Source organism: Paracoccus aminophilus JCM 7686, from assembly GCF_000444995.1.
GTDB classification, from domain to species: Bacteria; Pseudomonadota; Alphaproteobacteria; order Rhodobacterales; family Rhodobacteraceae; genus Paracoccus; species Paracoccus aminophilus.
Genome location: NC_022041.1, coordinates 2,696,317 through 2,717,473 on the forward strand (window position 1 = coordinate 2,696,317; position 21,157 = coordinate 2,717,473).

Consider the following 21,157-nt stretch of genomic DNA (forward strand, 5'->3'; position numbering starts at 1 on the left):
ATCACAGCAAACCGGCGGTTCCGCAGATCCGCCGCGTTTCATTGCAGGCAAGTTCACGCGAGCGCGGCCGAGCTGATGGCAAAGCCCGCAGGCGAGACCGGCAGCCCACGCCCCGCAGGCAAAGCCCAGTCGAGACGCGGCGCGTTCAGCCTCTGCGCCAGCCAGAAGGCCAGAGCCTCAGGCTCGGCAGAGATCTCGACCTCATCGGCGATCATGCGCGAGGGCGCCCAGACCACGCGATGGCCCTCGCCCGCCGCCCAGTCGATCTCGGTCTGGCTGTCGGCGACATGGAGACCCAGCCGCCCGGCCAAAGCCCAAGCCGCCTGATCCAAAGCCAAAAGCGCGATGCGCCGCTCATTGCCGCCCAAAGGCACCGGCAGGCCGGGCGCATCCGGCACGAGGATGACCGGCCCGGCTGGCAGATCGGCGTCGCGGCCGTAGAAAAGCACGCGCGGCGCAGTGCCGGTCGGAACCGCCTCGACGCGCGCAGCACGGCGCAGCAGTGTCACGCCAAGCGCGCCCGGCACGCGGTCGATCTTTTCGACCGTGACCTCGATCTGGGCCGCGCGCGGATGGTCGAGCACCTGCGCCGCGATCTTTTCGGCCAGCGTTTCCAGCAGATTATAGCGCTGATCGGCCAGACCTGCGGCAATCGCTCCGGTCAGGATGTCATAAGAGAGGATGCGATCGACCTCGTCATTGACGCCGCGAACCTGATTGGCCAGCTCGACCGTCAGGTTGAAGCGCAACCGCTGGTCATGGCCCCGCTCGGTCTGGAAGGCACCAATATCGGCCGAGACAATATAGTCCCGCAGGTGAATCCGGTCTGGCTGCTCCATATCGTCCCCGTCTGAAAGCAAAAGGCCCGGCCGAGTTCGACCGGGCTATTCGCAGCTACCTTGCCGGGAAATCAGTTCGATGCAAGACGCTGACCGCCACCGTTACGATAAAAGATGTGGCTGCCGATGCGCGTGGTCTTGACGAAGCTGCGCGACCAGGCCGGGCGAACGCCGCCGGTGTGGAAATAGGTCGCGCCGCCGGTGAGGTCACGCGGCGCGCCCGAAAGTGCCGCCATCGCGACGCGCTTGACGCGCTGATAGGCACTCTGCTCGCCATAGCGTTTCGAGACGCGGCCCTGATAGCTGAACTGGCCGTCCTGATTGACGACGCCGCAAACCGATTTCGGGAAGCGGGGATGATCGACGCGATTGAGAATGACCTCGGCCACGGCCTTCTGGCCCTGCGTCCCCTCGCCGCGCGCCTCGTAGTAAAGCGCTTCGGTCAAGCAGGCGAGATCTTTGGGATCGACCGACTTGTCCGCGCTCGAAATCGCGCGGGCATCGGCAACATCAGCGGCCTTTTCAGCGACAGCGCGCTGGATGTCATCTTCAGAGACCTGCGCACCGGCAGGCTGGCGGATTTTGTAAACTGAGCCATCTTCGGCGGTGAAGAGACGTTCGGTAAACTGGCCATTCGCAAAGGCAGCCCCTGCCGAAAGGGTGGGGGCGGCAATAGCCAGACACACGGAGACGCGCGCCAGCCATGACAAGCAAATCGACATGTTAGTCCTGTTCGTGGTTTCAACCGAGCCCCGAACCCTTGGCATTGCGGGCTTGGAACAGCTCGCAAAAGGGAAGAAACCGACCCGATGATCCAGCACACAGACGCGTGAGAGGCCGAAAACGCCACAAAAGCGTCAAAAACGGCAAGTTCTCGCCTAGAGGTTTAGCGGATTCGGCAGGAACCGGCCAGAACCGGCAGAGCCTAAGACCCCGACTCGGAACCGCAGAGACGGGCTTCGGCTTGTGCCAGAATCGTCTCTTGTGCGGCGGCAAGGCGCGCCACCGGCACCCGGAAGGGCGAGCACGAGACATAATCCACACCCGCCCGGACGCAGAAAGCGATCGATTCCGGGTTGCCGCCATGCTCTCCGCAGACCGCGATCCGGATCGTGGGATCGACCGCGCGCGCGCGCTCGACACCGATGGTCAGAAGCTCTCCGACCCCGTCCTGATCGAGAATATGGAACGGGTCCTCTTCGAACACGCCCTGCTGGATATATTTGCCCATGAAGCGCCCGGCATCATCGCGCGACAGACCGTAGGCCATCTGCGTGAGATCATTGGTGCCATAGGACAGGAAATCGACCTGTTGGGCAAAGTCGGCGGTGCGCAGGGCGGCGCGCGGGGTCTCGACCATGACGCCGAGCCGATAATCGAAATCGGCATGGGTCTCGGTTCGGATCGTCGCGGCAACCGATTCAATGAGATTGCGCATCAAGGCAACCTCGCGCCCGTGACTGACCAGCGGCAGCATGACCTCGGGCGTGAAATGGATGCCCTTGCGGCTTGCGGCCACCGTCGCCTCGAAAATGGCGCGGGCCTGCATTTCGTAGATCTCGGGCAGGACGATGCCCAGACGCACACCGCGCAGACCGAGCATCGGGTTGAACTCGGACAGAGCCTCAACCCGGCGGGTCACATCCGAAAGCGGCAGATCGAGCGATTCGGCCAGCTCGCGCATGCCTTCGCGGTCATGGGGCAGGAATTCATGCAACGGCGGGTCGAAGAGCCGGATCGTCACCGGCCGCCCCGCCATGATTTCGAAGAGCGCGAGGAAATCGTCGCGCTGCATCGGCAAGATCCGTTCGAGCGCCAGACGGCGATCCTCGGGCGTGTCGGCGAAAATCATCTCGCGCATCGCCGGAAGCCGGGCCTCTTCGAAGAACATATGCTCGCTGCGACACAGGCCGATGCCTTCGGCGTTGAAGGTCAGCCCGGTGCGCGCATCATCGGGCGTATCGGCATTGACGCGCACGCCAAGTGTGCGGATCTGATCGGCCCAATCGAGCAATTGCGAGAAACTGCCGTCGAGCGCGGGCTCAAGCAACGTCGCCGCCCCGGCAAGCACCTCGCCGGTGGTGCCGTCGATGGTCAGCACATCACCTTCGCGGAAGATGCGCCCGCCGACCCTCAAGGTGCGGGACCGTGCGTCGATCGAGATGCTGCTTGCGCCGACGATGCAAGGGACGCCGATGCCGCGCGCGATCACTGCCGCATGGCTGGTCATGCCGCCGCGTTCGGTCAGAACGGCAGCTGCGGCATGCATCCCGCGAATGTCTTCGGGCACGGTTTCGCGCCGCACCAGAACCGAGGGCTCGCCCCGCGCCTCGGCGGCCTGAGCCGCGACTGCGGTAAAGACGATCTGGCCGGTGGCTGCGCCCGGGCTTGCATTGATGCCCTTGGCCAGAAGATCACGCGGACTGGTCGGATCGACCTGCTGGTGAAGCAGATCGCTGAGCGCGCGCGGCTCGATCCGCATGATCGCCTCATCGGGGCGGATGATGCCGTCGCGCGCCAAAGCGACGGCAATGCGCAAGGCGGCGCGGGAGTTGCGGCTGACGCGGATCGCGTCGATGATGGCGATGCGCTTGTCCGAGAGCACGAATTCGATCTGCATCTCTTCGCGCAGCCGCTCGCGTGCGGCGACGCCGAAGCGGACGAGATCGGCAAAGACCTCGGGCGCGGTCTCTTCAAGCGAGAGGCCGCGCGGGTCTTTGAGCAGATAGAGGGTCTCGGCATTGACCGCGCGGGCGGTGCCCTGGGTCTGGCCGCGGAAACGCCCGGTGACGCGGGGCTGGCCGGTGACCGAATCGACAAACTGGATCGTGCCCGAGCCGGTCACCCCCGGCCCGAGCGCATGGGCCATATCCTGGACCACAAGCCCAAGCGGTGCATTCGGCGGCGCGCCTTTTGCCTGACGCAAGAGCCGCGCGGTCGGCCCGTCCCAAGCGCGCGCCATCGAGCGCAGCACTTCGGCGAGCTGCTGGGCGGGGTCCTGCGGGAAGGGCTCGTCGGTTTCATCCTCATAGGCGCGCAGCACCTCGGCCAGCGTGGCATTGTCATCCGAGAACATATCCGGATCGAGCCGCGCGACATGGATCGCATAGGATTGGACGAAACTGCGATAAAGCGCATCCGCCGCGCCCTGCCCAAGCTCGAAGGCAAGGCGGGCGTGAATTTCGGCATTCATCCCGACATCGAGAACAGTCCCCGGCCCGCCCCAAGCGGGATCAGCCGCCGAGGGGCGCACGCCCACGAGCCCCTTGCCCTGTGCCAGCATCTTCGCGAGCCGCGCCCGGTCGGGCATGGCCCCGGCGGCAATCGCCCGCACCGCTTCCGCGGAAATGGCAAAGCTATGGGGGACCGGCAGATCCATGCGGATCAGCCGTTGCAGGCACTTGGCCCGCCAGCCGTGAGTCGCCGCATCCACCCGAGCGGAGGGGGTGATCTCGACGATGGCAGAAGGATCGTTCAGCGCGTTCATTTGACATGAAAGTGACATGCCTGCCGCGCTGCGGCAAGCGCGAAGAGCGGTCATGAAAAAGGGGGCTGCCGCCCCCTCGGCCCGGGCCTTGCGGCCCGCGGCTCACCCCTGCGGGTATTTTGATGACAGAGAAAGCCGGATCAGCCCTCGATCTTGCTGAAATCGGCGATGAGCGCACCGGCCTGACGGATCTGCGACAGGAGGTTCAAGCGGTTGCGGCGCACCGTCTGATTGTCGGTGTTGATCTGAACGGCCTCGAAGAAGGCGTCGATCGGCGCGCGCAAGGCGGCGATGGCCGAGGTCGCGGCCGGGAAATCCTCGGCATTGACGGCAGCTTTGATCGCGGGCTCGGCGGTGGTGAGGGCGGCGAAGAGCGCGCGTTCTTCCTCGGTTTCGGCGAATTTCGGATCGGCGCCGTAGCTATATTCGACGCCATCCTTCGCCTCGGCCTGCGCGAGGATATTGGCCGCGCGTTTGAGGCCTTGCAGCAGGTTGGTGCCGTCTTCGGTTTTCAAGACATCCGAGAGCGCGCGGGCGCGGTTGACCAGAAGCACGAGATCGTCGTTGCCGGGCATGGCGAGCACGGCGTCGATGATGTCGTGGCGAATGCCCTCGTCTTTGAGGAAGACTTTCAGGCGGTCGTGGAAGAAGGAGAGGAGGCCTTGGGTGGTATTTCCAATGTAGTCCTCCCCAGCCTCTTCCCAAATAATCCCGGTCTCGTCGTCGATATAATTTTGATAGTTTGCTACCACTGTAGCCAGCTTCGCCCGCACCCCATTCCCCAGCACCAAGCGAATGACGCCGAGTGCCGCGCGGCGCAGCGCAAAGGGGTCTTTCGAGCCGGTGGGCTTTTCGTCAATCGCCCAGAAGCCGGTCAGGGTATCCAGCTTGTCGGCGAGCGCCACGGCCACCGAAACCGGCGCCGAGGGCACGGCGTCCGACGGACCCAGCGGCGAATAATGGTCGCGGGCGGCGTCGGCCACTTCGGGGGCTTTGCCGGCCTCAAGCGCGTAATAGCGACCCATCGTACCTTGCAGCTCGGGGAATTCGCCGACCATGGCTGAGCGCAGGTCAAGCTTCGCGATCTTTGCGGCTTCCTCGGCCTGATCCGGGTCGGCGCCGACCAAAGGTGCGATCTCGCGCGCCAGCGCGGCGATGCGCGAAATACGGTCCGCCTGAGAGCCCAATTTGCTCTGGAAGGTCACGGATTTCAGGCCCTCGGCCCAATCCTGCATCCCGGCTTTCGCCTCGCGCAGATCGAGATCCCAGAAGAAGGCCGCATCCGAGAGGCGGGCGGCCAGCACGCGCTGGTTGCCTTTCAGGATGGTCTCGCCGTGGTCCGGGGCCTCGATATTGGCGACGGTGACAAAGCCCTCGATCCGCCCGGTCTTGGGATTGCGGGCCGAGAAGAATTTCTGATGCTCTTTCATCGAGGTCTGGAGCACTTCGGGCGGGAGCGCGAGGAAGCGCTCTTCGATCTGGCCCATCAGCGGCACCGGCCATTCGACCAGACCCGCGACCTCGGCGAGAAGACCCTGATCCTCGACGATCTCCCAGCCGCGCGCGAAAGCGAGGTTCTGGGCCTCTTGCCAGATCGCGGCCTGACGCTCGGCGCTGTCGAGCATGACGCGGGCGCGGCGCAGTTTGGTGGCGTAATCGTCAAAGCTCGTCACCGCAAAGGCGTCGGGCGCCATGAAGCGGTGGCCGCGGGTGGTGTCGCCCGAGGTGACGCCCTCGACGCTGAGCGGCACGACCTGCGCGCCAGCCTCGTCGGTCAGGATGCAGAGGATGGTGTGAAGCGGACGGACCCAGCGCAGGCTGCCCGCGCCCCAGCGCATCGACTTTGGCCAAGGGAAGTTGCGGATGGTGGCTTCGAGCACTTCGGCGATGATCTCGGCGGCCGGGCGGCCCGGCTTGGTGATCGTCGCAAACCAGACCTGGCCCTTTTTCTCGTCGCGCGCTTCGAGCTGGTCGCGGCTCAGCCCGGTCGAGCGCAGGAAGCCTTCGAGCGCCGCTTCCGGCGCGTCGGTGCGCGGACCCTTGCGCTCTTCGCGGGTGGTCGGGCTTTGCGCGGAAAGCCCCTCGATCGCCAGGGTCAGGCGGCGGGGCGTCGAAAAGGCGCCTGCCGAGGCATAGGTCAGACCCGCCTCGACCAGACCATCGGTCACGAGTTTCTTCAGATCCTCGCGGGCGCGGGCCTGCATCCGGGCGGGGATCTCTTCCGAAAAGAGTTCGATCAGCAGGTCGGGCATCAGTCGATGGTCCTTTTCTCTTCGGCTTCTTCGTTCGGCTGCCGCCATTCGTAAGCGCGGCCGTCGGGATAAACGGCAATGACGTTGTCGATCTTGGGGGCGATGTTTTTCTGCCCGAGATAGGCTTTGGCCGCCCCGGATTCGATGTCATCCGTGATCTGGCCATAATCGAAGCAGCCAAACCAGCTTGGCGCGCCAAGCGGGGTCGGCTTGTCATAGGGCTCGGCCGCAGCGGCTTCGGCGGGCGTGGTGGTGAAGCAGGCGCGGTTGCCGATCGGGGTCGAGACCGAATAGATGCCCTTGAAGCCCGAAACCGGGATGCTCACCGGCTGGCCATCCGCGCCGACCAGCGTCATTGCGGTCGGGATCTCGGCGGCAGGCACCTCGCGGTAATAGTAATAGACCTGCAGGTAATAGAGCCCTGCCCCCCCGAGAAGCAGCAGCGCGGCGAAGAAGATCGCCATGATCTTGCCGCTCATCAGATCGCCTCGCCGGTTGCCGAGGGCGTCGTCACGAATACATCGGCGCAGCGTTTGGCCAGAGCGCGGACGCGACCGATATAGGCCTGACGCTCGGTCACAGAGATCACGCCGCGCGCATCGAGCAGGTTGAAGAGGTGGCTTGCCTTGATGCACTGGTCATAGGCCGGTTGCGGCATCGGGATCTTGCGGCCCGCGCTGTCGCTCTCATCAGCCGAGAGGATGCGGTTGCACTCGTTCTCGGCATCCTTGAAATGCTGAAACAGCATCTTGGTATCGGCCTGATCGAAGTTCCAACGCGAATATTCCCGCTCGGCCTGCAGGAAGACATCGCCATAGGTCAGGTGGATCGGCGAGGCCGGATCGTTGAAGGGCATGTCCATGACATGTTCGACGCCGAGCACATACATCGCCAGACGCTCGAGCCCATAGGTCAGCTCGCCCGAGACCGGACGGCAATCATAGCCGCCGACCTGCTGGAAATAGGTGAACTGGCTGACTTCCATGCCGTCGCACCAGACCTCCCAGCCCAGACCCCAGGCGCCGAGTGTCGGGCTTTCCCAATCATCCTCGACGAAGCGGACATCATGGATCATCGGATCCAGCCCGATTGCCTTGAGGCTGCCAAGATAAAGATCCTGCAGGTTCGGCGGCGAGGGTTTGATGATGACCTGATATTGATAATAATGCTGCAGGCGGTTCGGGTTCTCGCCATAGCGGCCATCCGTCGGGCGACGCGAGGGCTGGACATAGGCGGCCGCCCAGGGCTTTGCGCCAAGCGAGCGCAGGGTGGTGGCCGGGTGGAAGGTCCCTGCCCCCACCTCCATGTCATAGGGCTGGAGAACCGCGCATCCCTGCGCGGCCCAGTAATTCTGGAGTCGCAGGATGATCTCCTGGAAGCTCTTGGGCCGGTCGGGGCTGGTCATCGGGGCATCCTTTGGCGTAACTGGCACGAATGTCTGTCGCCTTCTATGAGCAGGGCGGCTTGGGGTCAATCAGAGGGGCGAATTCATGCGGCGCTTTGCAATGATTATCGGAACGGCACTGCCCATGTTGCTGGCAACGGGAGCACTGGCCGAGGACGTGGTCATCCGCATCGAGGCCAAACGCGGCGACAGCGTGGCCAAGACGGCGGCTGAAAGCTGGCGGGCAGAGTTCCCCGATGTGGTGACCTTCCCGCTGACCGATGGCTGGATCGGCATTGCGATCGGGCCAATGCCGCGCGAAACCGCCGAGCCGCGGCTGGCCGAGCTCAAGGGCGCGAACAAGGTTCCCGCCGACAGTTTCATCGCGGCAGCCGCCGGGCGCAAGCTGACCCCGGTTGATCCCGCACCCGCAGGCGCCGCCCCGGAATCGGCAGCTCCGGCTGCGACGACCCCGGCTGCGGCGGCCTCGACCACCGCCGCGCAAAGCCCGGCGGATCAGGCGACCCCGGATGAAGCTCCCGCCGATCAGGCCGCCTCGAACCAAGACACCACCACGCAAGCACCCGCCACGCAAGCACCCGGCTCGCTGGCACCCGTTGCCACGACGACCGAGCAAACGCCTCAGGTCGCGCCAGAGCCGGTCGCGCCGCCGCCCGGGTTCTATATCCGCGTCCAGACGCTCGGCGATCGCGCCAAGGCCGATGAGGCGCTGGCGAAATGGCGCCAGACCCTGCCCGAAGTCGGCATGTGGCAGCTCAAGAATGGCCGCTTCACCATCGCCATGGGCCCTGCCCCGGAAGCAACCGCCCGCGCCTGGCTCAGCGCCTTCCGCAGCGCAGAGGCGGTTTCAAAGGATGCGTTTGTCTCGGAGCAATCCGAGATTGGCACCGAAGCCGTCGCACCGGGCAAGCTGGAACTCGGCGCGCCCCCGGCGGAAGGCAGCACGCCGCTCGCCATGCCGCCGCTCGAGGACATCCAGCGCGCCTTGCGGTGGGCGGGCCATTACGACGGCCCGATCGACGGCAAGGACGGGCCGAAAACCCGCGCCGCGATTGCGGGCGAGGTGGTGACGCTGCGCAGCTCTCCGGATGCGGCAACGGCGATGCAGATGCTCATCCAGCGGCGCGAAGATTGGCGCCAGGAGGTCGGCCTTGAAGAGCTGCGCGATCAGGCGACCGGGCTCGCTTTGCCCGCGCCGATGCATCTTCTGCAATTCGACCGCGCTGAACGCGCGCTCTCAATCTATGGCCCGCAGGACGGTTCGGGGGCTGCGCTGATTCTCTTCTCGCAGCCGGGCGGTCAGCAGGAAATGCTCGACCTCACCGGGCTGGTCACCGCGCTTGGCTGGGTCCCGGCGCCCGAGCGTCAGATCTCGCGCGGCTCGGCCGTGCTGATCGGGCAGAACGACACCCATATCGGCCATGCCGAGGCCCATGTCATCGACGGTCGCGCGCAGGGCTTCGTGCTGATCTGGCCGGCGACGGATGCGCAAAACGCCACCCGGATCGCCGCCGAGATCGCGGATAACCTGACCCGCTTTGCCCCGGCGCAGAACGATCCGGTAACTGCGGCCCCGGCTACTGACGCCAAAAGCGGGGATGCAGCACAACCAGCACCGACAGCACCTCAAGCCGGCCCAGAAACATCCCAATGACCATCAGCCATTTCGAGGCGGTCGGAAACTGATCGACCGCCCCGTTGGCGCTGACCTCGGGGCCCCAGATCGGGCCAATATTGGCAATCGTCGCCCAGGCGCCCGTCAAGGCGGTGCGCGGATGCAGGCCGGTCAGCGCCAGAGCGACAATCAGCAGGCCGAAGGACAGCATGAAGGTGGTGAAATAGGCCATGACCGAGCCCACGACCTCACGGTCAAGCGGGCGGCCCTCCAGCATCACCGGAAAGACGCGATGAGGCGAGTGCATCCGCCGGATCTGGGCGCGCACCGCCTTGAAGAGCACGAGATAGCGAAAGACCTTGATCGAGCAGGTGGTCGAGCCGGTGCAGCCGCCGATCATCCCCATCATGATCAGGATCGCGAAGGGAAAGCTGCCCCATTGTGTGACATCGCCGGTGCCAAAGCCTGATCCCGCCGTCAGCGTGACCACGTTGAACACGGTCTCGCGCATGACGTGGAACGGATTTTCGGCGCCAAGCCAGACCAGCCGGTAAAGCACGATCACCGCGATCGCATAGAAAAGCCAGCGCAGGAAGGCGCGGACCTGCACATCCTCGAAAAGCGGCATCGCATCGCCGCGCACGAGCTGGACCATGCGGATAAAGGGCAGCGCGGCAAGGATCGTGAAGAAGGAGGCGGCAAGCTGCGGCGCGCCGGGATAGGCGCCAAAGCTCGCGTCGTAATTCGAGAAACCGCCCGTCGAGCAGGTGGTGAGCGCGTGGAAGACCGCGTCAAACCCGTTCATCCCCAGCATGATGAAAGTCACCGCGCAGGCGACGGTGATGAAGACATAAACCAGCGTCGTCTCGCGCGCGATGTCGAAGGCGCGCGGCAGGATCTTGCCAAGCGTGTCGAAGCCCTCCGAGCGGAAGAACTGCATGCCGCCGACCTTCATCACCGGCAGAAAGATCATCGCGACCACGATGATCCCGAGCCCGCCCAGCCATTGCAATTGCCCGCGCCACAGATGGGTGCCCTTGGGCAGCGTATCGAGGCTGGGAAAGGCGGTGGTTCCGGTGGTGCTCAGCCCCGACATCGATTCGAAAAACGCATCAGTAAAGCCGACATGAGGCGCGCCAAGAAAGAAGGGCAGCGCGCCAAAGAGCGGCAGCACGATCCAGAGCCCGTTCGTCAGCAGGAAGGCCTGTTGCAGATTGAGCGATTTCTCGTTCGAGCGCGTCGCAAAGACGATCAGACTGCCGATCACCGCGCAAAGAATGCCCGATTCCAGAAAGCTTTTCCAATTCGGATCGTCATGGGCGTAATCGACCAGCATCGGCAGGCTCATCGCCGCCCCGAGCGTGACAACCAGCTTTCCTATCGTATTGGCTACAGGGCGAATGTCGATCATCCCGTCTGCTTGCCGCGCCCCATCGCCTGCGTCAAGAAGTCCCCGCGCGCCGCGCTTCAGCGGATGCTTGCGCGATGCACATTCGCCCCTTATAGGGGATGCAACGCGGGTGTAGCTCAATGGTAGAGCAGCAGCCTTCCAAGCTGAATACGTGGGTTCGATTCCCATCACCCGCTCCAAAATCATCGCTTATATCAAAGACTTAATGGCGACCCACCGTTTCGCGCTATGGCGGCGTGCGGACAGAAAAGCCCATGATCGGACGCTAAGTTCGCTCGAGTCCCGAAGAAACTCCCGAAGCGAGTTCTCGATTCGTCCGCAGGCGATTCTTTCGGAGGTGCTGTCATGATCGGCACCACCCCCACCCCGCCCCCTGAGCGCTGTTTGACGTGCGGCGGCCGCGGCTTGATCCATTGGCACCCATATTGGGACAACGGCCACCATCCGTGCCCGGGGTGCACCAAGCCGGAAACGCCAAAGGCTGATCAGGAGGTGCAGACATGACCGCCCCCACAAATCCCGCCCCTACGGTGTGCAGCAAACTCAATGCTGTCGCCGATGCTCTAAACAAATGGGCAGATGCGGTGCGGGACGGCAGACAGGTCGAGCCGAGCGTAACCGGCCTGCGGCTCATGGCGACAGCGGTTAGATCCGCCGCGATTCAGCCCGCCAGCGCGCAGCCGGAGTGCGGCACGACCATCGCAACCATTGCCGCCGTAGCGCAGGAGGCCCGAGGCGTTTACGAGGGCGATCCCTTGGCAATCGACGCAATCGACCACATGGAATATTTGCTGATCGCCGCGATCCAGCCCGCCAGCGCACAGCCAGTGGCCAAAATGAGCTTGGAGATTACCGGCAGTAATTCGCTCGCGCCGAACACAAAGGTGAGCAGATAATCGCCGATTATTAGCGATTCACATTAATGAAGGAACGACTGAAGCCTAATAGAGTTCTTCCTCCATATGCAATGCATATCAAGCATCCATAAGGAGGTCATTATGAACTGGGATATCATCCAAGGGAAATGGGACCAAATGAAGGGGAGCATCAAGGAAAAGTGGGGCGATCTCACTGACGATGAATTGACCCAAATCTCCGGGCAGCAAGATAAGTTATCTGGAAAGCTCCAAGAGAAATATGGCTGGACCAAGGATCGGGCTGAAGACGAGATCAACCGCTTCCTTGTCGACAAGGACAAAACCTAATCCTTGCCACAACTGCACCCGCTGCTAAATTAAGGAGAATAGCCATGAAGCATCGTATTGTTTCCGTTTTTGTTGCAAGCGCTTTGCTTGCTGCTCCGGCATTCGCACAAACGACCAGCCCTGCAACCGACCCAACAGTCGAGGCACCTTCCACCTCAGGCGCGGCACCCGTAACGCCTACGGCGACACCCGGCGAGGTTGTGATAGTTGTGCCTGAAGGGTACGTCTTGACCGAGTTGACCTCGGTAACGTCCGACCAACTAAAGGGTGTCAATGTCTACGATCAGCACGACTCGAAGATTGCTGAAATTGCGGATGTCGTGATCGGCGCTGACAGCAAGGTAACTGGTGTAATCACTGACGTTGGCGGCTTTCTCGGTATTGGAGAACATCGGGTCTCACTCTCACCCGAGCAGGTCAAGGTCTACAAGAATTCAAAAAATGACATACGTGCCTATGTTTCGATGTCCAAAGATGAGCTGAAAGCGCTCCCTGAGTTCAAAGCTCCCAATCAATAAATTCCCGAAGACATCTTAGATTGGGGCGCGACAGTTTCTGTCGCGCCCCTTTCGCACATTAATTCGGCGGCTCCGGCGAAATACGACAGCGGGACGTTTACTGTACATACCGTCATGATCATGAGCCGATTTCACGCGTTATGGGATCTAGGAAAACATGCTTAAGTGGTCGCCCCAAAAGCAAAAGGAGATAACAGCAAAGCGGCAGGCTGTTCCTCCCGCCGCTTCGCTTTCCAGCTACTATTTAATGACGGTGCCAGCATTGGCCGATTGGCAATACCTTGTCCGTACAACTTCACCGGAAAGTGCTGAAGCTAAGCTCGGTCACATTATAGTGGCAAGCGAACCAACTCCACGTACAGTTTAGCTGCGTTGAGCTTTACTCTGCTCGTTTCCATCAGCCTGCTTGGACTGCCCTTTTTCGGGAACGTCAGCATGCTTAGGCGTTTTATCATCCGAGCGATTCTGCTCTTGTTGCGCCGGTGACTGTTTCTCAGTGGATTTTTGGTCGGGGCTCATCAAGAAGCCTCCATAACACCACACCGGATATACGGTATGGATGAATACTACATGGTGCTTCGACGCGCTTCAATCCAGTCGGCTCCTGCAACATAATTTCACAGCACTGTTTCAAAACGAAAGAATTCAGATTCCGTCGACCTTCCTCAAAGCAATATTTTGCGATGGGTCCCTGCCCTATGCTTTCGGTTCAGGTGGGCCCGCGGACCACAGTGCCTACCGCCATCAGGTCATCGCTGGCGAGCCGTTCTGGTAGGTGATGACTGTGCCGACGCCGCCAAGCAGAATAGCGGCGACCAGAAGCCCCATGCAATGTCAGCTCCGATGCCCGAGGCGACCTAAGCTGTTCCGACGCTATCGACCGAATCCGTCATCGTTCTTCACTGCTCCTCTCGTCGCTCCCGTTTGGGACGATCTGTGACTTCACCCCCTTAAGCAGCCAGAGTATGGCAAGGACGAGCAGAGTCGCAATCAACGCAAGTCCGATCTTGCCGATACCGCAGGACAGGCCGATCGCTCCCGCCATCCACATCCCGGCACCGGTAGTGAGCCCCTTGATTTGACCAGAAGAGAAAATGATCGATCCAGCCGCTAGGAAAGCCACACCCGACGTCACTGCACTAATGATAACTAGCGGATCGACCTCCTGTGCGCTCGGATCGGTCTGGACCAGCTGCACAATCTCGAAGCTGAGAAGCGCAAACATACAAGCGCCCATTGAAATGAGGATGTGCGTTCGTAGACCTGCAGACTGAGCGTTTACCTCTCGCTCAAAGCCGATCAGCCCGCCCAAAACAGCCGCTATAAGCAGCCGAACGCCCGCAACCAGCGGAGGTGTGGCTTCGAAGGAGGCAAAGACTTCGGACCAAACCTCAGATAGCTGTTCCATCCTTCTGCACCCCTCACTCCATTTGACTGATTTGTTGTAATGGGCATCAGGCTCCAAGGCTAGATTCGTCATGCCTCCAATTGACTTAAGCAGATTTGAAGCCGCGACGAGTCAAAGAGGCGCAGCTAGGGCCGAGGACACTAATCAGAAGGTTTTGCCCTAACGCTGCCTCATCAGCGCTCCATCAATCTTAGGTCGCTGTAGCACCTTAGCCAGAACCGAAGGCGCGCTGAGCTATATTTCAAGTTCATCGTGTTCGGTCATGATCACCAGCATAGCGGCAGGCTAGCCCTCTACTGGCCACGGCTTGCTTTCAAGCAGATCCCGCAGGGGCGACTCGGGAACATCTGCAAGATGAGATCGGCCGGTCCCGTGGTCTGGTGAGGCCGCGTAGCGGCGATACTAGGCTGGGTGCGCTGCGCACGTGATTAGAGCAGGCGTAAGAGGCACTCCTCCCACAGCTCGACCGTGGGCCAGTCCTCAGCGATGATCCGCGTCACGGTCCCGTCAGGATCGACGCCCCGCCGGACGAGTAAATACGGCGGACAAATCGCACCTATCCAAATAGCCAGATGGCGCAAACCTATACTTGTTCATATATGTCGTCTCGTTGTTACAAGTTCCGATTTTGTTGCCGAGTAAAGCGTTTAACGATTTGCGCTCCTGACCGGGTAAGGACTGTTTCCAGTGCCCGGTCAGCCAATCATTCTCCCCGGTCGCTGCCATTCAACGAGCGCGAAGAGGCGGTCTTCAGATGGGTCGCCGCCAAATCTGGTGGCGCAATGTGACCAACGCGTCACCGCATCCGCCCCCGATGAGCTTCCTCAATCAGCCTGGCCACACGGCGCAGCTCCTGCTGTCGCAGCCCTGCAACTGGGATCGCGGCGCCTTTGTCCCACGCGATCCGGAGCATGTCCCCCTTGGGATGATCCTTGCAGGCGATCCAGAGGGCAACGTTGACGTTCGCGTCCACGCGCACATCCAGCCCGGCCGTGCGCGCCGCAGCGGTGTGCAGGGTGTCGATCGCGCGTATCAGCTCCTCGCGCCCGGCGATCTGTTCTGACCAGGCACCGCCAAAGGCAACGTTCCGCAGCTGATCTTTCCTGTCCATTTCGTCCTCTTGCGATTCTTGAGAACAAAAATAGAACAGATGGGACAGAAATCCAGCCACTCCGTAGCGACATGACCCCGTTCCGCGTCCTCTACATTGATATGAATTCGTTTTTTGCCTCGGTCGAGCAACAGCTCGAGCCCGCACTGCGCGGCAAGCCGGTGGCGATCACGGCGGTCGATTCGGAGGCAGGAGCCTGCGTCGCCGCGAGCTACGAGGCCAAGGCCTTTGGCGTCCGCAACGGCACGCGCGTCGCCGAGGCGCGACTGCTTTGTCCGGGCATCATCTTCCGCGCCTCGCGTCATCGCGTCTATGTCCGCTTCAACCTCGCGGTCGCCGATGTGCTCGATCGCCACGCCGAGCTGACCCATATTCGCAGCGTCGATGAGTTCCAGCTCGCGCTGTCTGGGGAGGCGCAAACGCTCGAGGGCGCGGCCGCGCTGGTCACCCGGCTCAAAGCGGCCGTGGCGGCGGAGGTGGGCCCTGCCCTGCGTTTCTCGGCCGGGATCGGCCCCAACCATCTGCTGGCGAAGATCGCGGGGAAATTGGAGAAGCCCGACGGCTTCCAGTGGCTCGCGCCCGAGAACATGCCCGAGCGCATAGCCCACCTGGTCCTGGACGATCTGCCGGGGATCTCACGCGCGCTGAAGGAGCGCCTCTATCGCGCGCGGGTCTTCGATGTGCCCACGCTCTGTCAGCTCGATCCGCGCCATGCCCGGCAGATCTGGCGATCGGTCGAGGGCGAACGATTCGTGCGGATGCTGCAAGGCATGGATATCCCGATCATGCCGACGGTCCGCGGCGGCTATGGCAATTCCAAAGTCCTCTCGCCAGAATTCAGGGATCCTCGCAAAGCCTATCAGGTCGGGCGCTGGCTGACCGAGAAAGCAGCCGCCCGCCTGCGCCGCGATGGCCGCGTGGCCGGACGTTTCTCGCTCACCGTGTCATTCCTATCTGGGCAGAGCTGGGTCCGAGGCGTGTCCTGCTTTCCGACGCAGGACACGTCATTCTTCCTGCGGCTGCATCGGGCGCTCTGGCGCGCGCTGTGGCGCGGCGGGCGGCCCGGGCCGGTTCTGTCGATGGGGGTGAACCTGACCAATGTCGATCTGCTCACGGCGCGCCAAGGTGATCTATTGGCTCCGCTCGCGCCTGCCGAGCGCACCCGCGGCGAAGAGGTCTCAGTCGCGGTTGACCAGATCAACGCGCGGTTCGGCGACGGCATGATTCGCTATGGCGTCAACCAAACTCACCCCGGGTTCTTCGAACGAGGGTGACGAGGTCCCTAAAGTTTTCTCCGCTTTTTCCTTGCGACCGTCGAGGTTTTCGCGGCACATCTGTCTGCCGTGAGATCACCCCCGCGCTGGGGCCATGGACCGCAACGAGCAGAAAACAGTCCGAAGTGGGTTTGGATCGGTGAAAAGCCATCATCTCGCCTGTCTCCTTTCCCTCGCTCTGGCGACCGGCTGCTCGCCACCGGCCGAGACCATCAAGGACGCACAGTCAGCCCCAGCTGGTCGTGCGATCGCGGTCGATGGCGACACTTTGCGGCTTGGGGCGGAGCGAATTCGCATCCACGGTATAGACGCCCCGGAACGCGATCAGAGCTGCGCGAGCGCCAATGGCGGCTCTTGGCCCTGCGGGAAGGCGGCGGAGGAGGCCCTGCAGCGCATGGTCAAAGACGGGGATGTGTCCTGCCGGCCCGTCGTGATTGATCGCTACCAGCGCGTCGTGGCAAGGTGCACCGTGAACGGTAAGGACCTCGGTCAGATGATGGTCCGGCAGGGATACGCTTGGGCCTTCGTGCGCTACTCGAGCGAGTACGCGAGCGATGAGGCCGCCGCTCGCAGAGAGCGGCGGGCTATCTGGCAGAGCCCCACGCAACCAGCTTGGGAATATCGCTCCGATCGTCGGGCCCAAGCTGTGCATCAGGCCCCAGAAAATTGCGCCATTAAAGGAAACATCAGCCGCTCTGGTCAGCGCATTTACCACACGCCCCAATCACGAGACTATGCGAAGACCCACATCAGTGAGGCGAAAGGCGAACGCTGGTTTTGCGATGAAGCCTCGGCCGTCGCAGCAGGTTGGCGTCGCGCTCGATGAGACTGGTAAGCGAGGTAGGCCTTGGGTGGATGTCCAAGGTCGCCGACCATCCGCAGTGGGCTCCCTGTGTTACACTTGGCCTACCGTGATAGCTTTGAGGAACGATACCACCGTTTACTTGTGCTGTGGCAGCGCGCTCGATATGAGCGAAGTGCTTGATTGTGTCGGCGCGAATTAAACTCCTCGCACATGAAACCACATCTGGTTAAGCAGAATGCCATCACTATGAGCCACAAGCCGCCAAGTGCCGGGTCCTTGCACTTGTGCCCCTATGGAAAAGCTGCAAAAAACGGATAATGAGGAACCTTCCGGTTGCGGCACTTCAACTGCAATCCGTGCTTTCTCGAAGTTGTCGTGTACCAAACTCACAAATATGCCAACCTGCTTTTCAAATTGCTCCTTGAAAGAAAATAAAGCTATGGCATTGACCACGAGATCAAACGGAAAATTTCGGATGTCTATCCAACTCCAGCCAATTCGGTTGACCGTGGGCAGTCCTCTGTCGATCTCTGCCCCATCGTGCAACGCAAGGCAATTTACAGAAAATCCGGAATCTAAATGTTCTGCTTGTACGGCCATAACATCGTCAGTGAAATAACTGTCGCCAGACATTCCACCTAGAGCTAAGTCTCCGAATAAGTAAACTTTTTCGCCCTCACCAAGCCTTTCTATGTAGGTTGGCTGGCCGAACTCTCCTGGCAATCGAGAACCTCGCCCTACGACTATTTGAAAGCTTCCCGCCGGCAACGACCCTTCAACGAAGTGTATGTCCCCGCCATCGCCGCCACGGCCACCTACGGCGCTTTCGCCGAGAGCCCCCTCACCCGCGCCGCCAGCGCCATATGGGATATCAAAAAGATTCCCAAAAAACTCTCTGTCCCAACGCTCTAATGCAGAAGGGTCTACAAGAATACCATTCTTGAACACACTTCCACCATTTCCGCCTGCTCCGCCACGCGCGTTTGTCCCGATAGCTCCCCCTCCGCCTCCACCTGCACCCGGCGCCATCCCACCGATACCACCAAGATTAACATTCTCAGCTATAATCTCGATGTTGCTAGATTGGATTGCGATCAGATCATCAGGCCCAAGCAGGTTATCGCCTTGAAGCTCCTGAGCTTCTTTCCATCGCCTCATTTCTTGAGCAGTGTAAATATCATCAGCGCCGGGTTCGTCGACCCAAGCGTGGTGTTTTCGGCACAGCAAGATTAAATTGCTATCGTCTCGGTTTTCCGCTTCAGTCTGTGATGAATCCCACCTCGCTCCGTTTTCGCTACGGGCGCAAATGTGACACACTTGAGAATTGGAGATTTTTTTCCCCGTCCGATCGTCGAATTCAATGTGGCGCTCGATGCACTTAGGGAAACCACAGTGCTGGCTACTCCCATAAAGCCTGTAAACAGTCGCGGCGGTGGGCGGTGCGTGTGATGTCATTTCAATTTAGTCCATTTTTTATGGAGCGTTATCTGAGATCCATCGATCTGAGACAGGGCGCCTTTTGTCCGGAAGAGATTTATAACAACGATAAACACCTTGCGCGATTTCATCATGCAGTTCACTGCGCTATTAATGGAACGTTAACTTCATGGCCCAAGGCTTTCCATGGTCCGGAAAGGACTCTAAACGTCAATCAGGCCGTCCGGTGAATCGAGCGGTAGTGATCCCAGCAAGCCTCAACCCTCGATCGGCTCGATCAGCTGGGGACCGTCATCGCGGATTCCGAAGGAGCGCACGGGATAATGATAAAGACGGGCACTCGCGCCGATTTCAAGATCATTGGATCCCCCAAGCCAGGCGTCCCGTTCGTCTGAGTTCAGGATCACCGGCATGCGCGTGTGGATCTCTTGGACTGAAGTATTGGCGGCGCGGGTCATAACCGTGCATGTCAGCAGATCGCCCCACCGCGAGGCCAAGCCTGCGACCCAGAGCGTATCTTCGTTGCCCGCAGAGCGGATGAAATGCGGTTGCTTGTGGCCCGTTTCGCCGGTCCATTCATAATAGCCCGCCATCGGGATCAGGCAGCGGCCATATTTCCAGACCCCGCGAAACGTCGGCTTGCTCTGCGCCTCCTCGATTCGGGCATTGAAGGTGGCAGCCTTCCAGTCCTTCAGCTCACCCTTGTGCCAGCTCGGCACCAGCCACCAGCGCGCGATCATCGGCTCGAGAGGCTGCTTGCCGAAGATCAAGATGTCCTGCGTCGGTTTGACGTTCCAGCGCCGAGGCAAGGGATCGACCCTGATCTCGGAAAACTCCTCGTCGGAGCCGCGGCGGTTAGGGTCTGCGAAGCGTCCACACATAGGCCGAGGCTACGCCCCAGCCGCCCCTCGGACAAGCACCTGCCGTTTTAGACAGGAAACCCGTTCTGCATCGCAGCGTTGTCTTTGCGTGATGAGTGACGCCTGTTGATTGTGTTTTTAGCGAGTGCATATTTTGGTGACCGCCCAGGATGTTTTCTGGCGGTTGCTCGCTGTTCAGGGGCGGTTTTTTCCGCCCCTTATCAGCCCCCAGAGCAGCGCAGCCAGCACTGCGCTGGCTAGCAGCACCGCGATCACGTCGCCCCGCCTTTCTTCTTGGCGACACGCGACCAGATCACGGTCGCCGCATAGATCACGAGCCCCGCGAGAACGACAGCGAGGTCGTTCAGATAGACGGTGAGCGTGCCTGTGGCCTCGTCGAAGCTGACGAAGCCAAGCGCGGTCAGCGCGCCGGCCAGCGGGTAGAGGATGTAGCGGATAATCAGAGCAATTTGTCCGAGCATGAGAACGGTTCCTTTCGGTTTCAGAGGGTGGAGAGTTCGCGGGAGACGAGATCGCGCAGGCGATCGCCCACGCTGATCGGATCAGCGGGACCGGCCATGCCGGGCAGCACCGTGATGTCCCATTTGTTTTTCTGGACCACGCCGAGGCTCGGCTGGATTTCAGCATGAGAGAGCGTGGACCAGCGCGACACCGGAATGTCGTAGATCCGGCACAGCCGCGCGGTCTCGCGCGCGAGAGCTGAGACCTGCACCGGCAGGAGCGGGGCCCGGCCCCAGACGAACGGGCGCTCATTGGCGCCGGCCATGGCGCAGATCGAAAGACCGATCGCGCCGCCATTGGCATTGAGCGTATGCGTGCGCTGCGTCGCGGGATCGGCCAGCCAGCGCACCTCACCATCGCCGAGGATCAGCGCATGATAGGCGGCGATGGCCTCGGCGCTGGCGGCATAGCCGCTCGCGGCCCAATGCCAGTGAATCCGGGTGACCCCGCTCGGATGCAGAAACGGCAGGCCCCGCGCCTTCTGGGCGGCCAGTGCCGCCGCATAGGCCGCGCGGGTCCGGTTGCCATCGATCCCGTCGATCGGGCCCGGCCAAAAGCCTAGGGCAGCGCAGCGCGCCTGCCGCGCGCGCACCGTGTTCATGACTGCGGTCATGTTCTCTCTCCTGAAATGAAAAAACCGCCCGGAGGGGCGGCAGCGTGTGGGACAGGCAAGGCGGTCAGCGCCGCCAATGCTTCCAGAGATCGATGGCGTTTTTCGGATCATCCACAGCCAAGAGCAGCCAGCGCATGACGCCTTCGGCAGTGAGCGTGACAACGGCACCGGCGACCGGCACGGGAACGCCAAGGGTTTCTGCAGCCCAATCGGCCCCGACCCAGGCCGCGCCGACAGCAACAGCAATCGTGGTGATGACCTTGAGAGGGCCGAGCTGCGCTGTGGTCTTGATCTTGACGATCAGCGCGATGGCGATCGCCACCCAGAACTCGGGCGAGCGGAAAGACGACGGGTCTGTCATTGCGCCTCATACAATAAGAAAAGCCGCCTCAGCG

At 61.7% G+C, this 21,157-nt stretch carries 21 protein-coding genes and 1 tRNA gene; 7 read left to right on the top strand and 15 right to left on the bottom strand.

Features of this window, described 5'->3' with window-relative positions; all coding sequences use genetic code 11:
* Positions 1 to 53: 53 nt before the first annotated feature.
* From JCM7686_RS13120 to JCM7686_RS13145, 6 genes are all read right to left on the bottom strand, one after another.
* Complete coding sequence (locus tag JCM7686_RS13120; RefSeq protein WP_020951306.1) at positions 54 to 839, bottom strand: dihydroneopterin aldolase; 786 nt, start codon at positions 837 to 839, stop codon at positions 54 to 56.
* Positions 840 to 910: 71 nt separating this feature from the next.
* Positions 911 to 1,561 carry a cell wall hydrolase gene (locus JCM7686_RS13125; RefSeq protein ID WP_020951307.1) on the bottom strand — a complete coding sequence of 217 codons (651 nt, stop codon included), beginning with the start codon at positions 1,559 to 1,561 and terminating at the stop codon, positions 911 to 913.
* A gap of 203 nt (positions 1,562 to 1,764) precedes the next feature.
* Complete coding sequence (locus JCM7686_RS13130) at positions 1,765 to 4,326, bottom strand: putative PEP-binding protein (RefSeq protein ID WP_051201566.1); 2,562 nt, start codon at positions 4,324 to 4,326, stop codon at positions 1,765 to 1,767.
* 140 nt (positions 4,327 to 4,466) lie between these two features.
* Complete coding sequence (gene glyS, locus JCM7686_RS13135; protein ID WP_020951309.1) at positions 4,467 to 6,578, bottom strand: glycine--tRNA ligase subunit beta; 2,112 nt, start codon at positions 6,576 to 6,578, stop codon at positions 4,467 to 4,469.
* A complete protein-coding gene (locus JCM7686_RS13140) occupies positions 6,578 to 7,057 on the bottom strand; it encodes a DUF6446 family protein (protein ID WP_020951310.1) in 480 nt (159 codons plus the stop codon). Before JCM7686_RS13140 ends, glyS begins: the two co-directional genes overlap by 1 nt.
* Positions 7,057 to 7,983, bottom strand: coding sequence for a glycine--tRNA ligase subunit alpha (locus JCM7686_RS13145; RefSeq protein ID WP_020951311.1), 927 nt, complete (start codon positions 7,981 to 7,983; stop codon positions 7,057 to 7,059). The genes JCM7686_RS13140 and JCM7686_RS13145 overlap by 1 nt, the downstream gene beginning before the upstream one ends.
* 124 nt (positions 7,984 to 8,107) lie before the next feature.
* On the opposite strand from JCM7686_RS13145, the gene JCM7686_RS13150 reads away from it, so the two are divergent.
* A complete protein-coding gene (locus JCM7686_RS13150) occupies positions 8,108 to 9,637 on the top strand; it encodes a peptidoglycan-binding domain-containing protein (protein WP_236635831.1) in 1,530 nt (509 codons plus the stop codon).
* On the opposite strand, the gene JCM7686_RS13155 is transcribed toward JCM7686_RS13150, so the two are convergent.
* Positions 9,561 to 11,009 (bottom strand): TrkH family potassium uptake protein, encoded by a 1,449-nt coding sequence (locus JCM7686_RS13155; RefSeq protein WP_020951313.1) that lies wholly within the window; start codon positions 11,007 to 11,009, stop codon positions 9,561 to 9,563. The two genes, JCM7686_RS13150 and JCM7686_RS13155, sit on opposite strands and share 77 nt — an antisense overlap.
* Before the next feature lie 105 nt (positions 11,010 to 11,114).
* On the opposite strand from JCM7686_RS13155, the gene JCM7686_RS13160 reads away from it, so the two are divergent.
* From JCM7686_RS13160 to JCM7686_RS24020, 4 genes are all read left to right on the top strand, one after another.
* Positions 11,115 to 11,188: transfer RNA gene (locus JCM7686_RS13160), tRNA-Gly, on the top strand.
* Between the two features lie 321 nt (positions 11,189 to 11,509).
* Entirely contained in the window at positions 11,510 to 11,905 is a 396-nt protein-coding gene (locus tag JCM7686_RS13165) for a hypothetical protein (protein ID WP_020951314.1), read from the top strand.
* Between the two features lie 102 nt (positions 11,906 to 12,007).
* Entirely contained in the window at positions 12,008 to 12,214 is a 207-nt protein-coding gene (locus JCM7686_RS13170; RefSeq protein WP_020951315.1) for a CsbD family protein, read from the top strand.
* A gap of 44 nt (positions 12,215 to 12,258) precedes the next feature.
* Positions 12,259 to 12,732: a PRC-barrel domain-containing protein gene (locus JCM7686_RS24020; RefSeq protein ID WP_041527353.1), complete on the top strand. Its 474-nt coding sequence runs from the start codon at positions 12,259 to 12,261 to the stop codon at positions 12,730 to 12,732.
* A 363-nt stretch (positions 12,733 to 13,095) separates the two neighbouring features.
* On the opposite strand, the gene JCM7686_RS24720 is transcribed toward JCM7686_RS24020, so the two are convergent.
* From JCM7686_RS24720 to JCM7686_RS13185, 3 genes are all read right to left on the bottom strand, one after another.
* On the bottom strand, positions 13,096 to 13,251 hold the full coding sequence (locus JCM7686_RS24720; protein WP_158442363.1) for a hypothetical protein: 156 nt from the start codon (positions 13,249 to 13,251) through the stop codon (positions 13,096 to 13,098).
* Between the two features lie 370 nt (positions 13,252 to 13,621).
* Positions 13,622 to 14,140 carry an MgtC/SapB family protein gene (locus JCM7686_RS13180; protein WP_020951317.1) on the bottom strand — a complete coding sequence of 173 codons (519 nt, stop codon included), beginning with the start codon at positions 14,138 to 14,140 and terminating at the stop codon, positions 13,622 to 13,624.
* A gap of 796 nt (positions 14,141 to 14,936) precedes the next feature.
* The gene (locus JCM7686_RS13185) at positions 14,937 to 15,251 is read right to left on the bottom strand and encodes a hypothetical protein (RefSeq protein WP_041527354.1); all 315 of its coding nucleotides are present in this window, start codon (positions 15,249 to 15,251) and stop codon (positions 14,937 to 14,939) included.
* A 101-nt stretch (positions 15,252 to 15,352) separates the two neighbouring features.
* Here JCM7686_RS13185 and JCM7686_RS13190 point away from each other — a divergent pair, with 101 nt between their 5' ends.
* A complete protein-coding gene (locus tag JCM7686_RS13190; protein ID WP_236635833.1) occupies positions 15,353 to 16,525 on the top strand; it encodes a DNA polymerase Y family protein in 1,173 nt (390 codons plus the stop codon).
* Between the two features lie 94 nt (positions 16,526 to 16,619).
* Positions 16,620 to 17,351, top strand: coding sequence for a thermonuclease family protein (locus JCM7686_RS13195; RefSeq protein WP_020951319.1), 732 nt, complete (start codon positions 16,620 to 16,622; stop codon positions 17,349 to 17,351).
* A 174-nt stretch (positions 17,352 to 17,525) separates the two neighbouring features.
* On the opposite strand, the gene JCM7686_RS24460 is transcribed toward JCM7686_RS13195, so the two are convergent.
* From JCM7686_RS24460 to JCM7686_RS13215, 5 genes are all read right to left on the bottom strand, one after another.
* Positions 17,526 to 18,785, bottom strand: a complete 1,260-nt coding sequence (locus JCM7686_RS24460) for a hypothetical protein (RefSeq protein ID WP_020951320.1) — start codon at positions 18,783 to 18,785, stop codon at positions 17,526 to 17,528.
* A 239-nt stretch (positions 18,786 to 19,024) separates the two neighbouring features.
* Positions 19,025 to 19,648, bottom strand: coding sequence for an SOS response-associated peptidase (locus JCM7686_RS13200; RefSeq protein WP_020951321.1), 624 nt, complete (start codon positions 19,646 to 19,648; stop codon positions 19,025 to 19,027).
* Between the two features lie 251 nt (positions 19,649 to 19,899).
* Positions 19,900 to 20,109 carry a Pam3-gp28 family putative phage holin gene (locus JCM7686_RS13205; protein WP_020949555.1) on the bottom strand — a complete coding sequence of 70 codons (210 nt, stop codon included), beginning with the start codon at positions 20,107 to 20,109 and terminating at the stop codon, positions 19,900 to 19,902.
* Positions 20,110 to 20,129: 20 nt separating this feature from the next.
* A complete protein-coding gene (locus JCM7686_RS13210) occupies positions 20,130 to 20,762 on the bottom strand; it encodes a peptidoglycan recognition protein family protein (RefSeq protein WP_020951322.1) in 633 nt (210 codons plus the stop codon).
* A 64-nt stretch (positions 20,763 to 20,826) separates the two neighbouring features.
* Positions 20,827 to 21,123, bottom strand: a complete 297-nt coding sequence (locus tag JCM7686_RS13215) for a hypothetical protein (protein ID WP_020951323.1) — start codon at positions 21,121 to 21,123, stop codon at positions 20,827 to 20,829.
* Positions 21,124 to 21,157: the final 34 nt, after the last annotated feature.

Bases quoted from the DNA above. Each gene is read 5' to 3' on its own strand.
- JCM7686_RS13120 (WP_020951306.1), bottom strand. From the start codon at position 839: ATGGAGCAGCCAGACCGGATTCACCTGCGGGACTATATTGTCTCGGCC.
- JCM7686_RS13125 (WP_020951307.1), bottom strand. From the start codon at position 1,561: ATGTCGATTTGCTTGTCATGGCTGGCGCGCGTCTCCGTGTGTCTGGCT.
- JCM7686_RS13130 (WP_051201566.1), bottom strand. From the start codon at position 4,326: ATGAACGCGCTGAACGATCCTTCTGCCATCGTCGAGATCACCCCCTCC.
- glyS (WP_020951309.1), bottom strand. From the start codon at position 6,578: ATGCCCGACCTGCTGATCGAACTCTTTTCGGAAGAGATCCCCGCCCGG.
- JCM7686_RS13140 (WP_020951310.1), bottom strand. From the start codon at position 7,057: ATGAGCGGCAAGATCATGGCGATCTTCTTCGCCGCGCTGCTGCTTCTC.
- JCM7686_RS13145 (WP_020951311.1), bottom strand. From the start codon at position 7,983: ATGACCAGCCCCGACCGGCCCAAGAGCTTCCAGGAGATCATCCTGCGA.
- JCM7686_RS13150 (WP_236635831.1), top strand. From the start codon at position 8,108: ATGTTGCTGGCAACGGGAGCACTGGCCGAGGACGTGGTCATCCGCATC.
- JCM7686_RS13155 (WP_020951313.1), bottom strand. From the start codon at position 11,009: ATGATCGACATTCGCCCTGTAGCCAATACGATAGGAAAGCTGGTTGTC.
- JCM7686_RS13165 (WP_020951314.1), top strand. From the start codon at position 11,510: ATGACCGCCCCCACAAATCCCGCCCCTACGGTGTGCAGCAAACTCAAT.
- JCM7686_RS13170 (WP_020951315.1), top strand. From the start codon at position 12,008: ATGAACTGGGATATCATCCAAGGGAAATGGGACCAAATGAAGGGGAGC.
- JCM7686_RS24020 (WP_041527353.1), top strand. From the start codon at position 12,259: ATGAAGCATCGTATTGTTTCCGTTTTTGTTGCAAGCGCTTTGCTTGCT.
- JCM7686_RS24720 (WP_158442363.1), bottom strand. From the start codon at position 13,251: ATGAGCCCCGACCAAAAATCCACTGAGAAACAGTCACCGGCGCAACAA.
- JCM7686_RS13180 (WP_020951317.1), bottom strand. From the start codon at position 14,140: ATGGAACAGCTATCTGAGGTTTGGTCCGAAGTCTTTGCCTCCTTCGAA.
- JCM7686_RS13185 (WP_041527354.1), bottom strand. From the start codon at position 15,251: ATGGACAGGAAAGATCAGCTGCGGAACGTTGCCTTTGGCGGTGCCTGG.
- JCM7686_RS13190 (WP_236635833.1), top strand. From the start codon at position 15,353: ATGAATTCGTTTTTTGCCTCGGTCGAGCAACAGCTCGAGCCCGCACTG.
- JCM7686_RS13195 (WP_020951319.1), top strand. From the start codon at position 16,620: ATGGACCGCAACGAGCAGAAAACAGTCCGAAGTGGGTTTGGATCGGTG.
- JCM7686_RS24460 (WP_020951320.1), bottom strand. From the start codon at position 18,785: ATGACATCACACGCACCGCCCACCGCCGCGACTGTTTACAGGCTTTAT.
- JCM7686_RS13200 (WP_020951321.1), bottom strand. From the start codon at position 19,648: ATGTGTGGACGCTTCGCAGACCCTAACCGCCGCGGCTCCGACGAGGAG.
- JCM7686_RS13205 (WP_020949555.1), bottom strand. From the start codon at position 20,109: ATGCTCGGACAAATTGCTCTGATTATCCGCTACATCCTCTACCCGCTG.
- JCM7686_RS13210 (WP_020951322.1), bottom strand. From the start codon at position 20,762: ATGACCGCAGTCATGAACACGGTGCGCGCGCGGCAGGCGCGCTGCGCT.
- JCM7686_RS13215 (WP_020951323.1), bottom strand. From the start codon at position 21,123: ATGACAGACCCGTCGTCTTTCCGCTCGCCCGAGTTCTGGGTGGCGATC.